Genomic DNA, 19,874 nt, shown 5'->3' with positions numbered 1-19,874 from the left:
CACCCGTTTTATTCTAAGTACATTATTGAAAATCACTATTTTTTATTGGTAACAAACTTTCATTTGATCTGGTGAGCTGTGTAAGAGATAACGTACATAAAATGGTTCTATTGGCCTCTATCTGCCTCAAGATAAATGTCTTATTCTAAATTCATAAGGAAACAGGACGTTTCCCAAACAGAAAACAACAATAATAAAGTTTGAGCATCAGGATGTGAGGTACGACAGCAGTTATACCTAGGCAACCCATATAAAGAAGCCCTATCAGGATGATGGGGCTTCTTTTTTATCAAGATAATCCTTTTAAGCTTTTAAGGTAAGCTACGACTTCTTTATTGCCTGCCATTTCAGCAAGCTCTAAAGCCGTATAGGTACTGCGATGATCAATATCTGCACCTTTACTGATCAATAGTTTAACGACTTCTAAATGATCATTTTCAGCTGCTGCCTGTAAGGCGCTATAGCCTTCTTCATCCGCAGAGTTGACGTCCAGGCCTTCTTGCAAAGCCTGCTCAATCTGATCAATATCACCAAGAGATGCCCAATACACCAGTTCAGGAAGATGCAGTTCGTCATCATCTTCAGGGATTAGAGAGATAGAATTAAATTGCATTTTGATACGCCTTTTTATGTTCAGAAGTAACTACTAGTTCCAATAAGTTTGTGCAAAACCTGCATCATCAGCCAAATATAAATCCATTTTTGCCTTATATTTCCGTCCATCTAAATCTTGATAAATAATTAGAATAGGAAATCTAGCATTAGGTATCCATGAATTATTATGCCCCAAATGCCAAAAGGCATTCGTAATGACTCTGTTATTGGCTAAGACAGGTACTGAAATATCATTAAAAAAACATCTTAATGCATCAGGAGGTATATCTCGACTCAAAGAAGCATTTATTACATCTTCTTTTTTTACAATAAAAGAAATATCTTTTGCAGGTCGATTCCCAGTATTTTCGACTAACAAATTTAACGCGATTCCATTATTGTCCCCATCATGTGTTGTCACCCTTGCTGTAAGCAAAGGTCTATTGGCATTTCTCCATGCATAGACAGCAAATGATAAAGATAGTAAGGAAATGATGACTGAGAAAATACTAATTAAAATGGATGTTGTCATAAAAATACATTGTCTTTTTTATAAAATTAAACTGTAAACACTCAAAAGAAAAGCCCCCTTTCGGAGGCTTCTTTTTAAAACTTAAATTTTAAGCTTTAGACACTGCGGGTTCAGCTGAACCAATCTTTTCAGATTCATCGTCATGCATGATCAATGCAACAGCAATCGCAGTAATTAGCACCGGTAAACCGACTGCAATAAAGTTGAAATGTGCAGGCAGGTTCATGCCCAGTAAGCCACCAATCAAGATTGGACCTACAATCGCGCCCATACGACCAATCGCAGACGACCAGCCAATACCAGTTGAACGTACTGCAAGTGGGTAGAATTGCGCAACATAGCTATACAGCAACATTTGCGAACCAATCGATGCTGCACCCGCCAGGAACACCAAGATGTAAAGCAGGAATTGGTTAGATGCAAAGCCCATTGAGCTCATCACAACTGCGCCCATCATACCAAGGACCATCAATACAGGTTTCAAGTGGAAACGGTCTGCAAGAATACCGCCACCCACAATACCGACAACTGCACCGACATTCATCACCATCATGAACATCAGGCTGTTATCCATTGAGTAACCTGCCGCCATCATCAGCTTTGGTAACCAGCTGCTCAAGGCATACATGGTCAGTAAGCAGGTGAAGAACGCAACCCAGAACAATAAGGTATTGGTTGCACGGCCACGACGGAACAGGCTCACTACGTTTGCCGCTTCAGGTACACTTTCCTGTGGCAAAGTAAATGTGGTTTGATCCGTAACCTTGGTATTTGGCGACAAGCGACGCACAATACGACGTGCTTCAGCCTGCTTGTTTTGCTTTACCATAAACGCTAAAGATTCAGGCAAGAATTTCCAGATTAAAGGCAGTAAAAATAAAGGAATACCTGCAATAAAGAACATGATTTGCCAACCAAAATCAGGCGTAAACCATGAACCTAATAATGCCGCCATCACACCACCAACCGCATAACCGCTAAACATGGTGGTCACAAGTGTGCTGCGCATTTTTTGTGGAGCATATTCAGAAGTCAGTGCCACCAGGTTCGGCATCACACCACCAATACCCAGACCGGCAAGGAAGCGTAACATACCAAATTCAGTTGGATTCGAGGCAAAACCACCAGCAAAGGTCAAACCACTGAATAAAACAATACAGATCATGATGACTTTCTTACGACCAATCTTGTCCGCCAGGGAACCAAAGATCATCGCACCAAACATCATGCCTGCAAGAGCTGTACTGGCAAGCATTCCCGCTTGAACGGCACTGAGGCCCCAGTCCTTCATTAATAGTGGTAAAGTTACACCATTAATTGCCAAATCATAACCATCAAATAAAATTACCAGTAAACACCAAGCAACTACATTGAAGTGAAAAGGCGTAAATTTCGCATTGTCGACTACAGAATTTATATCTACAGTTTCCATTGTCATCGTTCTCATCTCCCATGAGTACTTGTCCGTAACATTCTTTAAATATTCAGCTGAATATTTAATTCGACGCAATATACGCAAGCCGGATTTAACGCACAATAAGACTAATTGATATTCTTCTATGATCACTGAAATAACATTTATTTGATTGATATATCACATTATTATTAGAATAATTTATGATCATTTTTATAAGTAAATTGGGCTTTTCAGGCCTTCTAGCTCGATTATTTTTTTGATTGGTTTAATCTTTTATGAAATAGCATAAAAAAACCTCTTCATTTGAAGAGGTTTAGATATTTTTGAAATATTTAACGCTTAAAGATTCTGATCACAATACGATCATTGGGCTTTTAGAGTGTTCAGTTTTGTCACCGCTAATGGATCAGCTTTTACCACTTTGTCTTGACGAACAATCAATGCTACCGCAAGTGCCACAACAATTACCGGTAAACCGACTGCCATAAAGTTAAATTGATGTGGCAATTCCATACCCAGCAACATTCCAATCAGGATTGGTCCGATAATCGCACCAGTACGTCCCACTGCAGAAGCCCAGCCAATACCGGTTGAACGTACGGTTAGCGGATAATACTGTGCGACATAACTATAGAGCAAAATTTGTGAACCAATCGCGGATGCACCAGCAACTGCAACCAGTAAATAAATCACAGGTTGTGGAGATTTAAAGCCAAGTAAAGATAAAGCCACAGCACCCGATAAACATAAGGTAATAATGACAGGTTTTAAATGGAATTTATCTGCAAGAATACCGCCACCAACTGTACCGATCACCGCACCAATATTCATCGCAAGCAGGAACATCAAGCTGTTATTCATTGAGTAACCTGCTGCCATCATCAGCTTTGGCAACCAGCTGCCCAAGGCATATAGCGTTAACAGACACATAAAGAAGGCAAGCCAGAACAACAGCGTACTACCTACACGCCCCTGCTTAAACAAGCTGCTGACAAAAGCAGGTTCAGAAATTTTACCCTCACTCAGTTCAAATTTAGTTTGTGCATTCAAGACTAAATTTGCGCTAAGACGCTGCAAGATATTTCGTGCATGTTCATCCTTTTGAGCCTTGACTAAAAAGGTTAACGATTCAGGCAGGAATTTCCAGATCAGCGGTAATAGCAATAATGGTACGCCTGCAATAAAGAACATGATTTGCCAGCCAAAATTCGGAGTAAACCAAGCACCAAATAGTGCTGCCATTACACCGCCTACCGCATAGCCACTAAACATGGTGGTGACCAGTGTTGCTCTTAAACGCTGCGGAGCATATTCTGAAGTTAAAGCGACAAGGTTGGGTAATACCCCGCCAATGCCCAACCCTGCAAGGAAACGTAAAGCACCAAACTCTGTTGGATTTGAAGCAAATCCACCCGCAAAAGTAAATCCACTAAATAACACCACGCAGGTCAGGATCACTTTTTTACGGCCAATTTTATCCGCCAAAGTCCCGAATAGCATCGCGCCAAACATCATGCCTGCAAGAGCTGTACTGGCCAGCATTCCCGCTTGAACAGCACTTAAGCCCCAGTCCTTCATTAATAGTGGTAAAGTTACACCATTAATTGCTAAATCATAACCATCAAACAGAATAATTACCAAACACAAAAACACGACCTTAAAATGAAAGGTCTTAAATTCAGCTTTATCAATAACATCATTTACATTGACTGTATTCATTGTCATATCCCCACCTCCTGTGAGTTTTAATTCATTGTGATTACTACGACACAACACATGACCTGTAATCTTTTTATTATTTTTAATGATTTATAGCAGCATGCTTTCGTAACTGACTAAGTTGAACACAGCCATTTTTGAGTAAACACTCTACTAAAGTATTAAAAATGACCAAAATCCTAGACCCTTGGGTTTAGTTTTTAACCATTCTTAAATTGACAATTTTGAATTTGAATCAATAAAAGTAAAATTGAATTGTTCTTTTTGAATATTCTTCATTTTAATAAGAATTCCCAGCAAAAAAAAAGCCCCTGCACTTGGCAGGGGCTTTTGAATAATGAGCTGGCGATGACTTACTCTCACATGGGTAATCCCACACTACCATCAGCGCTAAGAGGTTTCACTTCTGAGTTCGGGAAGGGATCAGGTGGTTCACTCTTGCTATGGTCGCCAGCACAACTGTTTATGACTTTGCGTTTGGTCTTATTTAGATGCCAATGCTTGGTCAAATAGAATTCATTAACAGGTATATCTGAGCTGTCGTATTTTGTTCTTTAGCGTTCACTAAATCAAGCTGTTTTGCTGAATATCGAATTAATTGATGCTTTATACAACAACTGTTTGGGTGTTGTATAGTCAAGCCTCACGAGCAATTAGTATTGGTCAGCTTCACATATCACTATGCTTCCACATCCAACCTATCAACGTCGTAGTCTTCAACGGCTCTTTAGGAGACATAAAGTCTCGGGGAAATCTTATCTTGAGGTAGGCTTCCCGCTTAGATGCTTTCAGCGGTTATCCCTTCCGAACATAGCTACCCGGCGATGCGACTGGCGTCACAACCGGTACACCAGAGGTTCGTCCACTCTGGTCCTCTCGTACTAGGAGCAGATCCTCTCAAATTTCCAACGCCCACGGTAGATAGGGACCGAACTGTCTCACGACGTTCTAAACCCAGCTCGCGTACCTCTTTAAATGGCGAACAGCCATACCCTTGGGACCTGCTTCAGCCCCAGGATGAGATGAGCCGACATCGAGGTGCCAAACACCGCCGTCGATATGAACTCTTGGGCGGTATCAGCCTGTTATCCCCAGAGTACCTTTTATCCGTTGAGCGATGGCCCTTCCATACAGAACCACCGGATCACTAAGACCTACTTTCGTACCTGCTCGACTTGTGGGTCTCGCAGTTAAGCGCGCTTTTGCCTTTATACTCTACGCGTGATTTCCGACCACGCTGAGCGCACCTTCGTACTCCTCCGTTACTCTTTAGGAGGAGACCGCCCCAGTCAAACTACCCACCAGACATGGTCCTCGTCCCGGATAACGGGACAGAGTTAGAACCTCAATATTACCAGGGTGGTATTTCAAGATTGGCTCCACTAGGACTAGCGTCCCAGCTTCAAAGCCTCCCACCTATCCTACACAAGTAAGATCAAAGTTCAATGTCAAGCTGCAGTAAAGGTTCACGGGGTCTTTCCGTCTAGCCGCGGGTACACCGCATCTTCACGGCGATTTCGATTTCACTGAGCCTCTGCTGGAGACAGCGCCCCCATCATTATGCCATTCGTGCAGGTCGGAACTTACCCGACAAGGAATTTCGCTACCTTAGGACCGTTATAGTTACGGCCGCCGTTTACTGGGGCTTCGATCAAGAGCTTCGCTTACGCTAACCCCATCAATTAACCTTCCAGCACCGGGCAGGCATCACACCCTATACGTCCACTTTCGTGTTTGCAGAGTGCTATGTTTTTAATAAACAGTTGCAGGGGCCTGGTTTCTGTGGCTGCTCTCAGCTCAGGAAGCAAGTTCCATCACCAAAAGCAGCGTACCTTCTCCCGAAGTTACGGTACCATTTTGCCTAGTTCCTTCAGCAGAGTTCTCTCAAGCGCTTTGGTCTACTCGACCTGACCACCTGTGTCGGTTTCGGGTACGATTCCAGTGTAACTGAAGCTTAGAGACTTTTCCTGGAAGTATGGTATCAGCCACTTCACTGTACAAGTACAGCTTGCTATCAGATCTCAGCATAGAGCACCCCGGATTTGCCTAAGATGCATGCCTACTTCCTTCCACCTGGACAACCAACGCCAGGCTGACTTAACCTTCTCCGTCCTCTCATCGCATTACACTGAAGTATTGGAATATTAACCAATTTCCCATCGACTACGCCTTTCGGCCTCGCCTTAGGGGTCGACTCACCCAGCCCCGATTAACGTTGGACTGGAACCCTTGGTCTTTCAGCGAGCGGGTTTTTCACCCGCTTTGTCGTTACTCACGTCAGCATTCGCACTTCTGATACCTCCAGCAGACTTCTCAATCCACCTTCATCGGCTTACAGAACGCTCCCCTACCACGTATACAAAGTATACATCCGCAGCTTCGGCACATAGTTTTAGCCCCGTTACATCTTCCGCGCAGGCCGACTCGACTAGTGAGCTATTACGCTTTCTTTAAAGGGTGGCTGCTTCTAAGCCAACCTCCTAGCTGTCTATGCCTTCCCACATCGTTTCCCACTTAACTATGATTTTGGGGCCTTAGCTGGCGGTCTGGATTGTTTTCCTCTTGACTACGGACGTTAGCACCCGCAGTCTGTCTCCCGGATAGTACTCATTGGTATTCGGAGTTTGCATCGGTTTGGTAAGTCGGGATGACCCCCTAGCCGAAACAGTGCTCTACCCCCAATGGTATTCGTCCGAGGCGCTACCTAAATAGCTTTCGGGGAGAACCAGCTATCACCGAGTTTGATTAGCCTTTCACCCCTATCCACAAGTCATCCCCTGGCTTTTCAACGACAGTGGGTTCGGTCCTCCAGTCAGTGTTACCTAACCTTCAACCTGCTCATGGATAGATCACCCGGTTTCGGGTCTATACCCAGCAACTAAACGCCCTATTAAGACTCGATTTCTCTACGGCTCCCCTATTCGGTTAACCTCGCTACTGAATATAAGTCGCTGACCCATTATACAAAAGGTACGCAGTCACCGAACAAGTCGGCTCCCACTGCTTGTATGCATGCGGTTTCAGGATCTATTTCACTCCCCTCACAGGGGTTCTTTTCGCCTTTCCCTCACGGTACTGGTTCACTATCGGTCAGTCAGGAGTATTTAGCCTTGGAGGATGGTCCCCCCATATTCAGACAAGGTTTCACGTGCCTCGCCCTACTCGACATCATCATATAAGCCCTTTCGTGTACAGGACTATCACCTACTATGGTTGCACTTCCCAGAGCATTCCACTAAAGCTTATATGACTTAATGGGCTTTTCCCCGTTCGCTCGCCGCTACTGAGGGAATCTCAATTGATTTCTTTTCCTAAGGGTACTGAGATGTTTCACTTCCCCTCGTTCGCCTCGTAACACTATGTATTCATGTTACGATACCTACCTTATGGTAAGTGGGTTTCCCCATTCAGAAATCTCCGGATCACAGGATATTTGCCGCCTCCCCGGAGCTTATCGCAGGCTATTACGTCTTTCATCGCCTCTGACTGCCAAGGCATCCACCACATGCACTTAATTACTTGACTATACAACCCCAAACAGTCGTTCATCCCTACAAGTAGGATGAGCAACAGATTATGATGATCTCTCATCACTCTCTTACAGTTGGCGTTTGTGCACTTAAACACTGTACAGCTTCAATTAGATTCATATACCAAAACGCTTGATTCAGTTTAATCGCTAGTAACTCATTTCTTAATCTTCATCAATCAGTCATAAATGACTGCTAATGTCGATTTCAAAACGAGTATGAACAATTTATTTCAACTCAAATATATTCTGTTAATGATTTTTCTCGTCTTCGTCAGATCGAGAAACTGTGATAAATCACAGAGGTTAATAACAATGCCGCGCATTATACGCCGCTTTCTTACTAAGCTCTATAAGCTATCTAACCGTTTGCTTATTATGCATCCGAAGATACATGGTGGAGACTAGGAGAGTCGAACTCCTGACCTCCTGCGTGCAAAGCAGGCGCTCTACCAACTAAGCTAAGTCCCCAGCTTATCAATAAGTCAATGTTTCTGATTTTCCGTACTTCGTCAGTAGTGGTGGGTCTGACAAGACTTGAACTTGTGACCCCACGCTTATCAAGCGTGTGCTCTAACCAACTGAGCTACAGACCCTCAGATACATCGTCATGAAGAACAACTTGTTGTGGATTCTTACCGATCGTCAATCTTTCGTTAAGGAGGTGATCCAGCCGCAGGTTCCCCTACGGCTACCTTGTTACGACTTCACCCCAGTCATCGGCCACACCGTGGTAAGCGTCCTCCTTACGGTTAGACTACCTACTTCTGGTGCAACAAACTCCCATGGTGTGACGGGCGGTGTGTACAAGGCCCGGGAACGTATTCACCGCGGCATTCTGATCCGCGATTACTAGCGATTCCGACTTCATGGAGTCGAGTTGCAGACTCCAATCCGGACTACGATCGGCTTTTTGAGATTAGCATCCTATCGCTAGGTAGCAACCCTTTGTACCGACCATTGTAGCACGTGTGTAGCCCTGGTCGTAAGGGCCATGATGACTTGACGTCGTCCCCGCCTTCCTCCAGTTTGTCACTGGCAGTATCCTTAAAGTTCCCGGCTTAACCCGCTGGCAAATAAGGAAAAGGGTTGCGCTCGTTGCGGGACTTAACCCAACATCTCACGACACGAGCTGACGACAGCCATGCAGCACCTGTATGTAAGTTCCCGAAGGCACCAATCCATCTCTGGAAAGTTCTTACTATGTCAAGACCAGGTAAGGTTCTTCGCGTTGCATCGAATTAAACCACATGCTCCACCGCTTGTGCGGGCCCCCGTCAATTCATTTGAGTTTTAGTCTTGCGACCGTACTCCCCAGGCGGTCTACTTATCGCGTTAGCTGCGCCACTAAAGCCTCAAAGGCCCCAACGGCTAGTAGACATCGTTTACGGCATGGACTACCAGGGTATCTAATCCTGTTTGCTCCCCATGCTTTCGTACCTCAGCGTCAGTATTAGGCCAGATGGCTGCCTTCGCCATCGGTATTCCTCCAGATCTCTACGCATTTCACCGCTACACCTGGAATTCTACCATCCTCTCCCATACTCTAGCTTCCCAGTATCGAATGCAATTCCTAAGTTAAGCTCAGGGATTTCACATCCGACTTAAAAAGCCGCCTACGCACGCTTTACGCCCAGTAAATCCGATTAACGCTCGCACCCTCTGTATTACCGCGGCTGCTGGCACAGAGTTAGCCGGTGCTTATTCTGCGAGTAACGTCCACTATCCCTAGGTATTAACTAGAGTAGCCTCCTCCTCGCTTAAAGTGCTTTACAACCAAAAGGCCTTCTTCACACACGCGGCATGGCTGGATCAGGGTTCCCCCCATTGTCCAATATTCCCCACTGCTGCCTCCCGTAGGAGTCTGGGCCGTGTCTCAGTCCCAGTGTGGCGGATCATCCTCTCAGACCCGCTACAGATCGTCGCCTTGGTAGGCCTTTACCCCACCAACTAGCTAATCCGACTTAGGCTCATCTATTAGCGCAAGGTCCGAAGATCCCCTGCTTTCCCCCGTAGGGCGTATGCGGTATTAGCATTCCTTTCGAAATGTTGTCCCCCACTAATAGGCAGATTCCTAAGCATTACTCACCCGTCCGCCGCTAGGTTGTATAGCAAGCTATACTTCCCCGCTCGACTTGCATGTGTTAAGCCTGCCGCCAGCGTTCAATCTGAGCCATGATCAAACTCTTCAGTTTAAAATCAGTAGTAGCTTAAAGGCTACCAATCTTGGCTCATCAATTTTCTGACAAATATTTCTCAAATAAACTTCGAGTAATTTCTACCATTCAATCAATGAAAATAATTTCGATCAATCAACCAGTAAAAATCCACACAAGTTGTTCTTCATAATCTCTTAATGATCTATTCCCTACCTCGTCAGTAGAAAATATAACGCAATAAACATTTAACAACTTAACCTGTTCAGCTAAGTTCGTTTGCTGTATCGCGTCGGGATGAGCTCATTATAGGGCAATTTCTTACCCATGCAAGTGCTTTTAACTGATTGTTTTATTGAGTGTTGTATTTTTATGCACTAAGTTGGTTCATTTTTATTCTAATTCAAATATAAACATATAATTTTAAAGCAAAAATATGAATAAAATATTTCTGCTTTATTTTTTTCTTAATTTTTCACCTCTGCTGCTTTAATGTTCACGCTGATAATTTTCACCACTTGTTTTGGTACATTTTGATGCATTCCAAAGTTTGCAGTCGGTACTTGAGTGATTTTATCGACCACATCCATGCCTTTCACAACCTTACCAAACACGGCATAACCTGCATTCATCTGACTTCTGTTTAAAAAGTCATTGTCTACCGTATTAATAAAAAATTGGCTGGTTGCTGAATTAGGCATATTGGTTCGTGCCATGGCCAATGTGCCACGTAGGTTCTTTAAGCCATTATAGGATTCATTTTGAATAGGCGCTTTGGTCTGCTTCTCAACCATGTTGGCATCCATTCCTCCCCCCTGAATCATGAAGCCCGGAATCACCCGGTGAAAAATGGTGCCGTTATAAAAGTTATCTTTTACATAGCTTTCAAAGTTTTTTGCTGAAATAGGCGCTTTATCATTAAATAGCTCTATTTCAATATTTCCCATTGAGGTTTTCATTTCTACCAGGGTATTTGCAGCCATCACCTGCAAACTCATACATGCAGTACCAATAGCAAATAAGGCCTTTTTTAACATTTCTTTACTCTTCTACGTTAAGTTGTCATTGTGAATGTCTATATATTAATCTTTCAATATAAATATAACAGCTTCTCTTTTTGATATAAAATGAGCATTACAATGAGCGAAGAATTAAATACAACTACTTTTTCCCTTTACCCACCTTGGCATTTACAGGGTGATGCTTTTATTTTGAATTACTGGTTAACGCCCAAATTTATTGCGCAGCATCGGAATTTTTATATTGCTCCTTCTCCAATTGGACGCGTGGTACAGGTCATATTGGTTCGTTATCATGATTCTCCTGTAGGCCCATATGATGAATTGCTGATCTTGGATCATCCTTTAATCAGTAAAAGACGTTTGTCTTCCATTCCGAAAATTTATGTTTCTACAGAAGCCTCTATGCTAAATGGTCAACATTTTTGGGGAATACCAAAACAGCTGGCCCAATTTGAGTGGCTCATCCATGATGATGTGGTGTATTGCAATATCTGCTTTGAGCAACAAGAAATGAGTTTGTGTTTGCAGAAATATAAACATAGTCAGACTTTTTATGTGAATAGTCATCATTTACCTGCACGGCTGCTCAAGATCGATCAAGCCTGGCAAGGTTTACGCTATCAGTTCACACTACAATTTCGCGGTAAACTCAGTAAATTAAAACAGGCGAGCTGGAAAAACACCCAGGACATTTTTCCCGATTTTTCTCAAGCCCGCTATTTACACAGCTTTTATGTGCCAGAATTCAGCCTTACCTTACCTAAAGCTAAAATTGAGAAAAAATAAAGGTGTTTCACGTGAAACACCTTTATTATAAATGAATACCCAGCTCAAAAAACTAAGCGTGTTTATCCCAAAACTTTCTATAGTTTTTACTGATTTCAATAAAATACTTTTTAGCACGATAAGAAACGGGTGTGAGATTGACAAAACCATGCGCTTGATCGCTATATTCCTGATAATGCACCTTTACGCCACGATGACGTAATTTATGTGCATAAATTTCCCCTTCATCATGTAATACATCATGACCTGCAGTCACCACAAAGGTAGGTGGTAATTTGTCATGCTGACCATAGGTCGGTGAAATCAGCGGATCATCGAGTTCAACCTGATGCGTATCTGCATAATAATGGGTGACAAAATCCACATCTTTACCGGTTAAAACCAGTCCTTCATTGTAGGCATAAAATGAAGGATGACGGCTTTTAAAATCAACTGCCGGATAGAGCAGTAATTGCGCTTGCGGTGCATACACTTTATGAGCTGTACGTTGTGCAACTACCGTGCTGATATTCCCTCCAGCGCTATCCCCCGCCACTGAAATTCTATTTTTTAAGATTTTAAGCTGTTTTCTGTTTTGATAGACCCATGCCAAGGCATCTTCACAGCTTTGAATCAGTTGATTCGGACTCGCTTCAGGTGCTAAAGGATAGTCAATACTTAAAACCTGCACTTTGGCATGCACTGCCAGTAAACGGCAGACCTCATCATGCGAATCCAGACTGCCTACAACAAAGCCGCCACCATGAAAATACACTACCATGGGCAATTTTTTAGTGGGTGCAGGATGATAATGTCGTGCAAAGATGGTGCCGCTGTGTAAAGGTAAACGTAGATCTTCCACCTGTTTCACCGGTGTAGGCTTGGCTTTGATGGACTGCATTTGCAAATCAAAGCTTTTACGGGCATGAATAATATCTTCACTAACCAAACCACTACTGCCCCGTTTTAACTGGGCTGCCATCATGCATTGCACCAAGGGATCAAGTTCAGGATACTGGTGGGGATATCTTAAAATTTTAACTAAAGATTTTTGTGCAAAACTGGGCAATCGATCTAAAGTACGTGCCGCTGTACCTTGGCCTTTTTCTAACATGGTCTGTAAAGTTCGGCTAAAAGCAACCATCATGGCACCTTCCTTTTATTTTAATCTTGATATTTTCTACATGATCAGCCAATGCGTGACCATACGTTTATATCAGTCTAATTATCGGTATACACAGTAAAAACATTCATACGCTAATCTTCTTTTCATACCTTGTCATTGACAATTTCCATGTATATTTCGGCGTGTTTTTGCCACTCCAGCCCACAAAAAGAATGAATGTTATGGCTAAAAGACGCCTTCTGCTATCATTAGCAAGGCGATTTTTAGCTGCATTATCCCCTTTCCTGAAAATGGCACTTATTAAAATGACTCTTATACTTGGTAGGACTGTCATTATAACCAAGCCTAGGATTCAGGTTATGACTAGCAATATAAAGGGGAGTAATATCCTCAACGTTGGAAATATGATTCCTTCGCCTATTATTTAGATCCTAATTTAGAGGGGGGGTTCCGCTCAGAATCCTGATAAACTTTTGCTAAACAGATACATAAATTTTATTTATTCTGCATTTACTTAACTTTAGGCAAAAAAAAAGCTTATCCAGAGGTTGGATAAGCCTAGAAAACACATTTCTAAATACCAAGAAGAAACTACAGCGATAGAATCTGGGTTAAATAATAAGCATATAAAGCATTTTTGTGAAATATATAATTTATTTAATATTAATCGTTTTTAAGTCTAATAAAATCATTGCGAAGTTCATTCCTCTGCATGCGATCAAGCTTCTCAGATACATGGATATCAATGCTTTACTTAGGAACAGTTTATTATAACTGCTGTTACAGTTAGTCAATCCATTATAGATCATAATGTGTATTTGTATCATGATCGGCTATTCAAAAGAGTGAAACTGGTAGCTGGCTTAAATTCAGATATTCACCCGCCATCTTTCCATCATTTTGTGTTCTATTTTAGAAAAATAATGCTTTTTAATAATTTTAATCAAATTAAACAGATTTAATCGCTTATCTCGCTTGAATTTTTAGCGTCTGCCCCGAACTCTGTATTAATCATGAATTTTATCACTCATGGCAGTTCAGGATTAACGCAGTTAGCACTGAGGCCAAAAGGACTGACATGTTTAAAAACCCATTCAAACGGAGTAAATCTATGGCAACTGAGCAGAATCAAGACGCTCAAGATCTAGGGCAAGAGCAAGCTGAGCAACAAACAGTAGAATCTCAAGCTGAACCTGAACAGTCAGAAGTTACCGTTGAATCTTTACAAGAGCAGATTGCACAGCTTGAAGGTGACTTGAAGTTAGAAAAAGCCCGTACAGCCAATGCAGTTTATGAAGCACAAAAAAGCGTAGAACGTATTCAACGTGAAGCTGAAAAGCATAAAGAGACCGTGATTGAGAAGTTTGCTAAAGAGCTGCTCGACACTGTCGATAATTTAGAGCGTGCCATTCAAGCGGCTGGGGATATTGAATCGCCATTACTTGAAGGCGTTCAACTGACACATAAATCATTACTCAGTACGCTGGAAAAATTTAACGTTGTAGAAGTCAACATGAATAATGGTTTCAATGCTGATTTACATCAGGCCGTCGGTATTGCACCTGACGTCAAAGCTGGTGAAATCGGTACCGTATTACAAAAAGGTTATGCCCTTTCAGGCCGTTTACTGCGTCCAGCAATGGTCCTCGTAGGTCAATAAGGTATAGAAATTCGAGAGTTTTTCTATTTTTTTCATGCAAACAACTTGAAAAATTTTGAATGGCTCTCATATCGGATAACAAGCAAAAACATTGCAAAAAATAATTTTGAGGAAACATCCAAATGGCTAAAATCATTGGTATTGACTTAGGTACAACAAACTCTTGTGTTGCCGTACTTGAAGGCGACAAAGTTAAAGTCATCGACAACGCTGAAGGCGCGCGTACAACTCCATCTATTATTGCCTATAAAGATGGCGAAATTCTGGTTGGTCAATCTGCGAAACGTCAGGCAGTGACTAACCCTAAAAATACATTATTCGCGATCAAGCGTTTGATCGGCCGTAAGTATCAAGACCAAGCAGTGCAAAAAGACATCGGTTTAGTGCCTTACAAAATTATCCAGGCAGACAATGGCGATGCTTGGGTTGATGTGAATGACAAGAAACTTGCACCACAACAAATCTCTGCTGAAATCTTGAAAAAGATGAAAAAAACTGCAGAAGACTATTTAGGTGAAACAGTTACTGAAGCGGTAATTACTGTGCCTGCTTACTTCAACGATGCACAACGTCAAGCCACTAAAGATGCAGGTAAAATTGCCGGTTTGGACGTTAAACGTATCATCAACGAACCAACTGCTGCAGCTCTTGCGTTCGGTATGGACAAGAAAGAAGGCGACCGTAAAATCGCGGTTTATGACTTGGGTGGTGGTACTTTCGACGTATCCATCATTGAAATTGCTGACTTGGATGGCGACCAGCAAATCGAAGTATTATCTACAAACGGTGATACTTTCCTAGGTGGTGAAGACTTCGATAACGCTTTAATTGAATTCCTGGTTGAAGAATTCAAGAAAGAACAAAGCGTGAACTTGAAACAAGATCCTCTTGCATTACAACGTTTGAAAGAAGCCGCTGAAAAAGCAAAAATCGAGCTTTCTTCTTCTAATGCAACTGAAATTAACCTTCCATACATCACTGCAGATGCGACTGGTCCTAAACATTTAGTGATCAACGTGACTCGTGCAAAACTTGAAGGTTTGGTTGCTGATCTGGTCGCTCGTACTATTGAACCATGTAAGATTGCACTTAAAGATGCCGGTCTTTCAACTTCAGACATCTCTGATGTGATTCTGGTTGGTGGTCAGTCTCGTATGCCACTGGTACAACAAAAAGTACAAGAATTCTTTGGTCGTGAGCCACGTAAAGACGTAAACCCTGACGAAGCGGTAGCGATTGGTGCTGCAATTCAAGGTGCGGTATTGTCTGGTGACAAAACTGACGTATTGCTTCTTGACGTAACTCCATTGACTCTAGGTATTGAGACTATGGGCGGCGTGTTAACTGCAATCATCGAGAAAAACACCACGATTCCTGCGAAGAAATCTCAAGTGTTCTCAACTGCTGCAGACAACCAGCCTGCTGTAGACATTTCGGTTTACCAAGGTGAACGTAAAATGGCGCAGCAAAACAAATTGTTGGGTAACTTCCAATTAGGCGACATCCCACCTGCTCCACGTGGCGTGCCACAAATTGAAGTATCGTTCGATATCAATGCTGACGGTATCTTGAAAGTGTCTGCAAAAGACAAGAGTACTGGTAAAGAACAATCAATTCAAATTAAAGCAAACTCTGGTTTGAGCGATGCTGAAATTGAAGCGATGATCAAAGATGCAGAAGCGAATGCGGAAGAAGACCGTAAGTTCGAAGAACTGGCTAAAGCACGTAACGAAGCAGATGCACTTGTTTCTAGCGCGCAAAAAGCAGTAAAAGATCTTGGCGAACAAGTGACTGCTGACGAAAAAACTGCGGTTGAAACTGCGGTTTCTGAACTTGAAGCTGCAACCAAAGAAAATGACGTCGAAGCCATCAAAGCGAAAACTGAAGCATTGCAAAACATCATCATGCCGATCACTCAACGCGCTTATGAAGCTGCGCAAGGTGCTCAAGGCGGTGCACAAGGTTTTGATCCAAATGCATTCCAAGGTGATGCGGGTCAACAACAAAAAGCAGATGACGGCGTTGTAGATGCTGAATTCACCGAAGTTAAAGATGACAAAAAATAATTTGTCGAATTAACAGAAAAAAGACCGCGCGCAAGCGCGGTTTTTTTATTTTTATTTCAGCTTAATTGTTATACAGTATAGAAAAATAATGATTTTAAGCTTTTATGCGCTTAGTGCTCCTCAGCCTGTTGGTCATATTTCTGTTCGGCATGACCTATCAAACCTGAAATCATCCCCAAGTCCGCCACAATACCCTGTTGGATCGTATTCAACATCCTTTCGATACCCGCTTACATTACCGTATTGCTGAGGTTGATTCACGTTTTGGTGTTACTGAAAATGAACTGAAACAGATTAGCCAGCAAGCCACTGACATCTGGAAAGCGGGTACAGGCAAAGACTATTTTGTTTATGATCCCGATGCCCGGCTCACCATCCATTTAATTTATGATCAACGTCAAGACGAATCGGTGCAACGTCGGCAGCAATTAGGCCAGATTCAAAACAACCAGCAAGTGTGGGTCAATAAAAATCAACAACTGCAGCAATTTAAAGATGAACTAGACCGTACCAATACTCTACTCGATGCGAAAAAAGCCCAACTCAATATACAAATAAATCAACATAATCAATATATTGCTATTATTAATCAAAGTGGCGGAATCCCTCCTTCACAACGTAATCAGCTCATGCAGCAGCAAAACCAGTTACAACAGCACATTTTTGTACTGCAGCAGGAGATCAATCTTTATAACCAGAAAATTCAGCAACTTAATCTGCAGGTTGATGAACTGAATCAGCTGAATCAACGGATTGATAGCTCGGTAAAAAGCTTTAATCAGCGTTTTCAGCCGCGATTATTTGATAAAGGTTCATTTAATGGCAAGCAAATTAATATCTACGAATTTGAATCGATTGAGGATTTACGCTTGATGCTGGCACATGAATTTGTGCCATGCATTGGGCTTGAAACATAATCAGGATCCGCAAGCGCTGATGTATCCGCTCATGAAAGAGCAAAACATGCAAAATTTCCACTTGTCCGCTGCTGATCTTGCCCTGTTACAGGCGCGTTAGGCTCAACTTGAGATACAATGCAAAAAAACCTTACTTTTTATAAGTCTATGAATAGTAAGATATCGGCAATCAGGCAAATTTCGTGTTATGGTAATAGCCAGAAATGACAACAGAAACCTCTGGAGATGCATGTGAGTTACTACCATATTCTTATTGAAGTAAATGATCACATCAGTACGATTGAACAGACTCGTGATATTGAAATTTTTGATATTATCGAGATTCAACCTTATCTCCATTCCATTCTTTTGCCGTATTTCAATGAGCAACTGATTGAACTTGAAGATGAAAATATAGAATTTAAAGATATTCTGCATTTACAAGTCAAACAGACCCTATTGCCTATTCAAGATTTGATTGAAGAAGAACAACGTTTACTGCCAAGCGATACTGATATCACCATTAGTGCTTATGAAATTTTTAACAATCGCGATTTAAGCCAAGATGTGACTACGGTTATTTTTGATATTCTAGAAGCAGCAAAACTGCAAGCCTAATAATTTAAATAGCTTGCAACAGCAATTTAGCAAGCTGAACTGCAATAAAAAAGCCCCCATTTTTGGAGGGCTTTTTATATTTGATTATTCGATTAAATTGAAAAAGATGAACCACAACCACAGGTGGTGGTTGCATTGGGGTTGTGCACGATAAAACGTGAACCTTCCAGACCTTCTACATAATCCACTTCTGAACCGACAAGATATTGATAGCTCAATGAATCGACCAGCATTTTCACATCACCATTAATAAATTCAGCATCATCTTCATTCATGCTTTCAGCAAAGTTAAAGCCATAAGAGAAACCGGAACAACCGCCACCTGTAACATAAACGCGTAACATTAATTCTTGGTTGCCTTCGCTATCACGCAATTGGCGTACTTTATTCGCAGCATTGTCGGTCAACACCAGAGCTTGGGCATTCATGTGGGATTCCTCTGTTCAATTCAGCTGTCTTGAAATATAAAAGACCATATATTAAGTATAGCATACCCAATATATGGTCAGTATTTACAGATTTAAAGTTAAATCAGACTATTTTTCTCAAGATTTTTTATAATTTTCATCCTCCAGACTACATTCAAAATTCTTTGGATCTTGCTTACAACGGAATTGCCACAGTAATTTCATCATACGTTTATCATAAACGCCGCGTTTGGTTAAATCGACCCGCGACTCGCGCATCAATTTTTGATAGCCCACTTTATCTGCTTCAGGAATTTGCATCCAGTATTTTTGCGGAATATCGGCTTTCATTTTGCCTAAAATCCCGAAGGCACGAGGTAACTGGCTTTTCACCCATTCACGTGACTTTTGCCCATATCCTGCAGGAAATTTATCTGGACGGATAATCACATTACCGGTGACTTGTAAAATAGGATAATTCACAATTGCACCCTTATTGCCTAAACCCTTATACAGTTCTAAAGGTTTAAATACGGCAGCAGGTGCACCAATAATATCCACCTGACCATTGTTAAATTTAGCGCCAAAATTGGTGACATCTGCACTAATCGCCTGTGCACCCACTTGCTGAACCATAATTTTTTGCGCTTCATCATAATCAAGCACGGCAATTTTTTTGCCTGCAGCTTTCGCCACGGTATTGATATTACGATCATTAACCATTAAAAAGGCATCGCCGACTGGAATCACACCCACCACTTCATATTTGCTATTCAGCATATGTTTGGCAAAAGTTGGATTGGCTAAACCCTGCATCACTTTTACTGCCAGTTTTAAATCGGGAATCGCACCAATAGCATCCAGTGAACCGGTAAAATGGTTAAACTGACGACCGCGCATACCGGTCACACTGATCCCGTCACACTTTCCAGCTTTAAAATCTTCAGCGATGACTGCTTCATTTTGGCCTACACGTAATTCAATATCGGCGCCCCAATTTTTGGCTGCCAATTGATAATCTTTCATCAGGGCAAAAACATCACCACTTTTACCTACTAAATCAAATACGCAAATCACCTGTTTGGCTTGAGTAATACTGGTGACAGCACACAAACCCAGACCAAGCAGCAGTGTTTTAGAGCATGGCATCATGATTTTTTTCTTCCTTGTGTCATTATTTTATTCAGTCTTGAATTGAATCGTTTTTGCTTTTTTTATTCATCAGCCAGTGCCAGTCTTGAAGACTTGTTTTTTGGGCTGATAAAATTTTACTGTTATTTTTAAGATTACGCCTTTTTTTACTCACCACAATGGCAAAGATGACACAATCCAGATGACAAAAAAGCCTAGATTTAATCTAGGCTTTC

General features: G+C 42.0%; 12 protein-coding genes, 2 tRNA genes, 3 rRNA genes and 1 pseudogene. 5 read left to right on the top strand and 13 right to left on the bottom strand.

Annotated elements, in window-relative coordinates:
- Positions 1 to 289: 289 nt before the first annotated feature.
- The 10 genes from ABJ384_RS00130 to ABJ384_RS00085 all read right to left on the bottom strand — a co-directional run bounded on the left by ABJ384_RS00130 (position 290) and on the right by ABJ384_RS00085 (position 10,984).
- Entirely contained in the window at positions 290 to 613 is a 324-nt protein-coding gene (locus tag ABJ384_RS00130) for an ankyrin repeat domain-containing protein (RefSeq protein WP_349928168.1), read from the bottom strand.
- Positions 614 to 646: 33 nt separating this feature from the next.
- Entirely contained in the window at positions 647 to 1,126 is a 480-nt protein-coding gene (locus tag ABJ384_RS00125) for a hypothetical protein (RefSeq protein WP_349928166.1), read from the bottom strand.
- An 88-nt stretch (positions 1,127 to 1,214) separates the two neighbouring features.
- Positions 1,215 to 2,564: an aromatic acid/H+ symport family MFS transporter gene (locus tag ABJ384_RS00120; protein WP_166170489.1), complete on the bottom strand. Its 1,350-nt coding sequence runs from the start codon at positions 2,562 to 2,564 to the stop codon at positions 1,215 to 1,217.
- 342 nt (positions 2,565 to 2,906) lie between these two features.
- On the bottom strand, positions 2,907 to 4,268 hold the full coding sequence (locus ABJ384_RS00115; RefSeq protein ID WP_349928164.1) for an MFS transporter: 1,362 nt from the start codon (positions 4,266 to 4,268) through the stop codon (positions 2,907 to 2,909).
- A gap of 334 nt (positions 4,269 to 4,602) precedes the next feature.
- Positions 4,603 to 4,717: ribosomal RNA gene (gene rrf / locus ABJ384_RS00110) — 5S ribosomal RNA — on the bottom strand.
- A 177-nt stretch (positions 4,718 to 4,894) separates the two neighbouring features.
- Positions 4,895 to 7,787: ribosomal RNA gene (locus ABJ384_RS00105) — 23S ribosomal RNA — on the bottom strand.
- Between the two features lie 399 nt (positions 7,788 to 8,186).
- A tRNA-Ala gene (locus tag ABJ384_RS00100) sits at positions 8,187 to 8,262 on the bottom strand.
- 48 nt (positions 8,263 to 8,310) lie between these two features.
- Positions 8,311 to 8,387 (bottom strand) — tRNA-Ile (locus ABJ384_RS00095).
- A 61-nt stretch (positions 8,388 to 8,448) separates the two neighbouring features.
- Positions 8,449 to 9,986: ribosomal RNA gene (locus ABJ384_RS00090) — 16S ribosomal RNA — on the bottom strand.
- Together the 16S, 23S and 5S rRNA genes with 2 tRNA genes alongside form the textbook arrangement of a ribosomal RNA operon.
- Before the next feature lie 428 nt (positions 9,987 to 10,414).
- Complete coding sequence (locus ABJ384_RS00085) at positions 10,415 to 10,984, bottom strand: peptidylprolyl isomerase (protein ID WP_180082407.1); 570 nt, start codon at positions 10,982 to 10,984, stop codon at positions 10,415 to 10,417.
- 102 nt (positions 10,985 to 11,086) lie between these two features.
- Between ABJ384_RS00085 and ABJ384_RS00080 the strand changes: the two genes are divergently transcribed.
- A complete protein-coding gene (locus ABJ384_RS00080; RefSeq protein ID WP_349928162.1) occupies positions 11,087 to 11,755 on the top strand; it encodes an acetoacetate decarboxylase family protein in 669 nt (222 codons plus the stop codon).
- Between the two features lie 52 nt (positions 11,756 to 11,807).
- Here the strand turns inward: ABJ384_RS00080 and ABJ384_RS00075 are convergent, their stop codons facing one another.
- A complete protein-coding gene (locus ABJ384_RS00075; protein WP_349929761.1) occupies positions 11,808 to 12,878 on the bottom strand; it encodes an alpha/beta hydrolase in 1,071 nt (356 codons plus the stop codon).
- 1,093 nt (positions 12,879 to 13,971) lie between these two features.
- Between ABJ384_RS00075 and grpE the strand changes: the two genes are divergently transcribed.
- The 4 genes and pseudogenes from grpE to ABJ384_RS00055 all read left to right on the top strand — a co-directional run bounded on the left by grpE (position 13,972) and on the right by ABJ384_RS00055 (position 18,100).
- Positions 13,972 to 14,520 (top strand): nucleotide exchange factor GrpE, encoded by a 549-nt coding sequence (grpE, locus tag ABJ384_RS00070; RefSeq protein WP_086197579.1) that lies wholly within the window; start codon positions 13,972 to 13,974, stop codon positions 14,518 to 14,520.
- Between the two features lie 122 nt (positions 14,521 to 14,642).
- Positions 14,643 to 16,586 (top strand): molecular chaperone DnaK, encoded by a 1,944-nt coding sequence (gene dnaK, locus ABJ384_RS00065; RefSeq protein WP_180082403.1) that lies wholly within the window; start codon positions 14,643 to 14,645, stop codon positions 16,584 to 16,586.
- Positions 16,587 to 16,690: 104 nt separating this feature from the next.
- Positions 16,691 to 17,603 (top strand): annotated as a pseudogene (locus tag ABJ384_RS00060) (matrixin family metalloprotease).
- Between the two features lie 119 nt (positions 17,604 to 17,722).
- Positions 17,723 to 18,100: a hypothetical protein gene (locus ABJ384_RS00055; protein WP_166171694.1), complete on the top strand. Its 378-nt coding sequence runs from the start codon at positions 17,723 to 17,725 to the stop codon at positions 18,098 to 18,100.
- Positions 18,101 to 18,192: 92 nt separating this feature from the next.
- Here ABJ384_RS00055 and erpA read toward each other — a convergent pair whose 3' ends face one another.
- A complete protein-coding gene (erpA, locus tag ABJ384_RS00050; RefSeq protein WP_086198910.1) occupies positions 18,193 to 18,528 on the bottom strand; it encodes an iron-sulfur cluster insertion protein ErpA in 336 nt (111 codons plus the stop codon).
- Between the two features lie 117 nt (positions 18,529 to 18,645).
- Positions 18,646 to 19,656: a putative solute-binding protein gene (locus ABJ384_RS00045; RefSeq protein WP_349929760.1), complete on the bottom strand. Its 1,011-nt coding sequence runs from the start codon at positions 19,654 to 19,656 to the stop codon at positions 18,646 to 18,648.
- Positions 19,657 to 19,874: the final 218 nt, after the last annotated feature.

The sequence above is a fragment of the Acinetobacter sp. A1-4-2 genome (genome assembly GCF_040233925.1).
In the GTDB taxonomy this organism is placed as follows: Bacteria; Pseudomonadota; Gammaproteobacteria; order Pseudomonadales; family Moraxellaceae; genus Acinetobacter.
Note: the sequence above shows the minus strand (reverse complement) of the source record. Positions and strands in the feature narration are given on the sequence as shown.

Excerpts from the sequence above, each read along its gene's own strand:
- ABJ384_RS00120 (WP_166170489.1), bottom strand. The coding sequence starts at position 2,564 with ATGACAATGGAAACTGTAGATATAAATTCTGTAGTCGACAATGCGAAA.
- dnaK (WP_180082403.1), top strand. The coding sequence starts at position 14,643 with ATGGCTAAAATCATTGGTATTGACTTAGGTACAACAAACTCTTGTGTT.
- ABJ384_RS00115 (WP_349928164.1), bottom strand. The coding sequence starts at position 4,268 with ATGACAATGAATACAGTCAATGTAAATGATGTTATTGATAAAGCTGAA.
- ABJ384_RS00130 (WP_349928168.1), bottom strand. The coding sequence starts at position 613 with ATGCAATTTAATTCTATCTCTCTAATCCCTGAAGATGATGACGAACTG.
- ABJ384_RS00125 (WP_349928166.1), bottom strand. The coding sequence starts at position 1,126 with ATGACAACATCCATTTTAATTAGTATTTTCTCAGTCATCATTTCCTTA.
- ABJ384_RS00080 (WP_349928162.1), top strand. The coding sequence starts at position 11,087 with ATGAGCGAAGAATTAAATACAACTACTTTTTCCCTTTACCCACCTTGG.
- erpA (WP_086198910.1), bottom strand. The coding sequence starts at position 18,528 with ATGAATGCCCAAGCTCTGGTGTTGACCGACAATGCTGCGAATAAAGTA.
- ABJ384_RS00045 (WP_349929760.1), bottom strand. The coding sequence starts at position 19,656 with ATGCCATGCTCTAAAACACTGCTGCTTGGTCTGGGTTTGTGTGCTGTC.
- ABJ384_RS00075 (WP_349929761.1), bottom strand. The coding sequence starts at position 12,878 with ATGGTTGCTTTTAGCCGAACTTTACAGACCATGTTAGAAAAAGGCCAA.
- ABJ384_RS00085 (WP_180082407.1), bottom strand. The coding sequence starts at position 10,984 with ATGTTAAAAAAGGCCTTATTTGCTATTGGTACTGCATGTATGAGTTTG.
- grpE (WP_086197579.1), top strand. The coding sequence starts at position 13,972 with ATGGCAACTGAGCAGAATCAAGACGCTCAAGATCTAGGGCAAGAGCAA.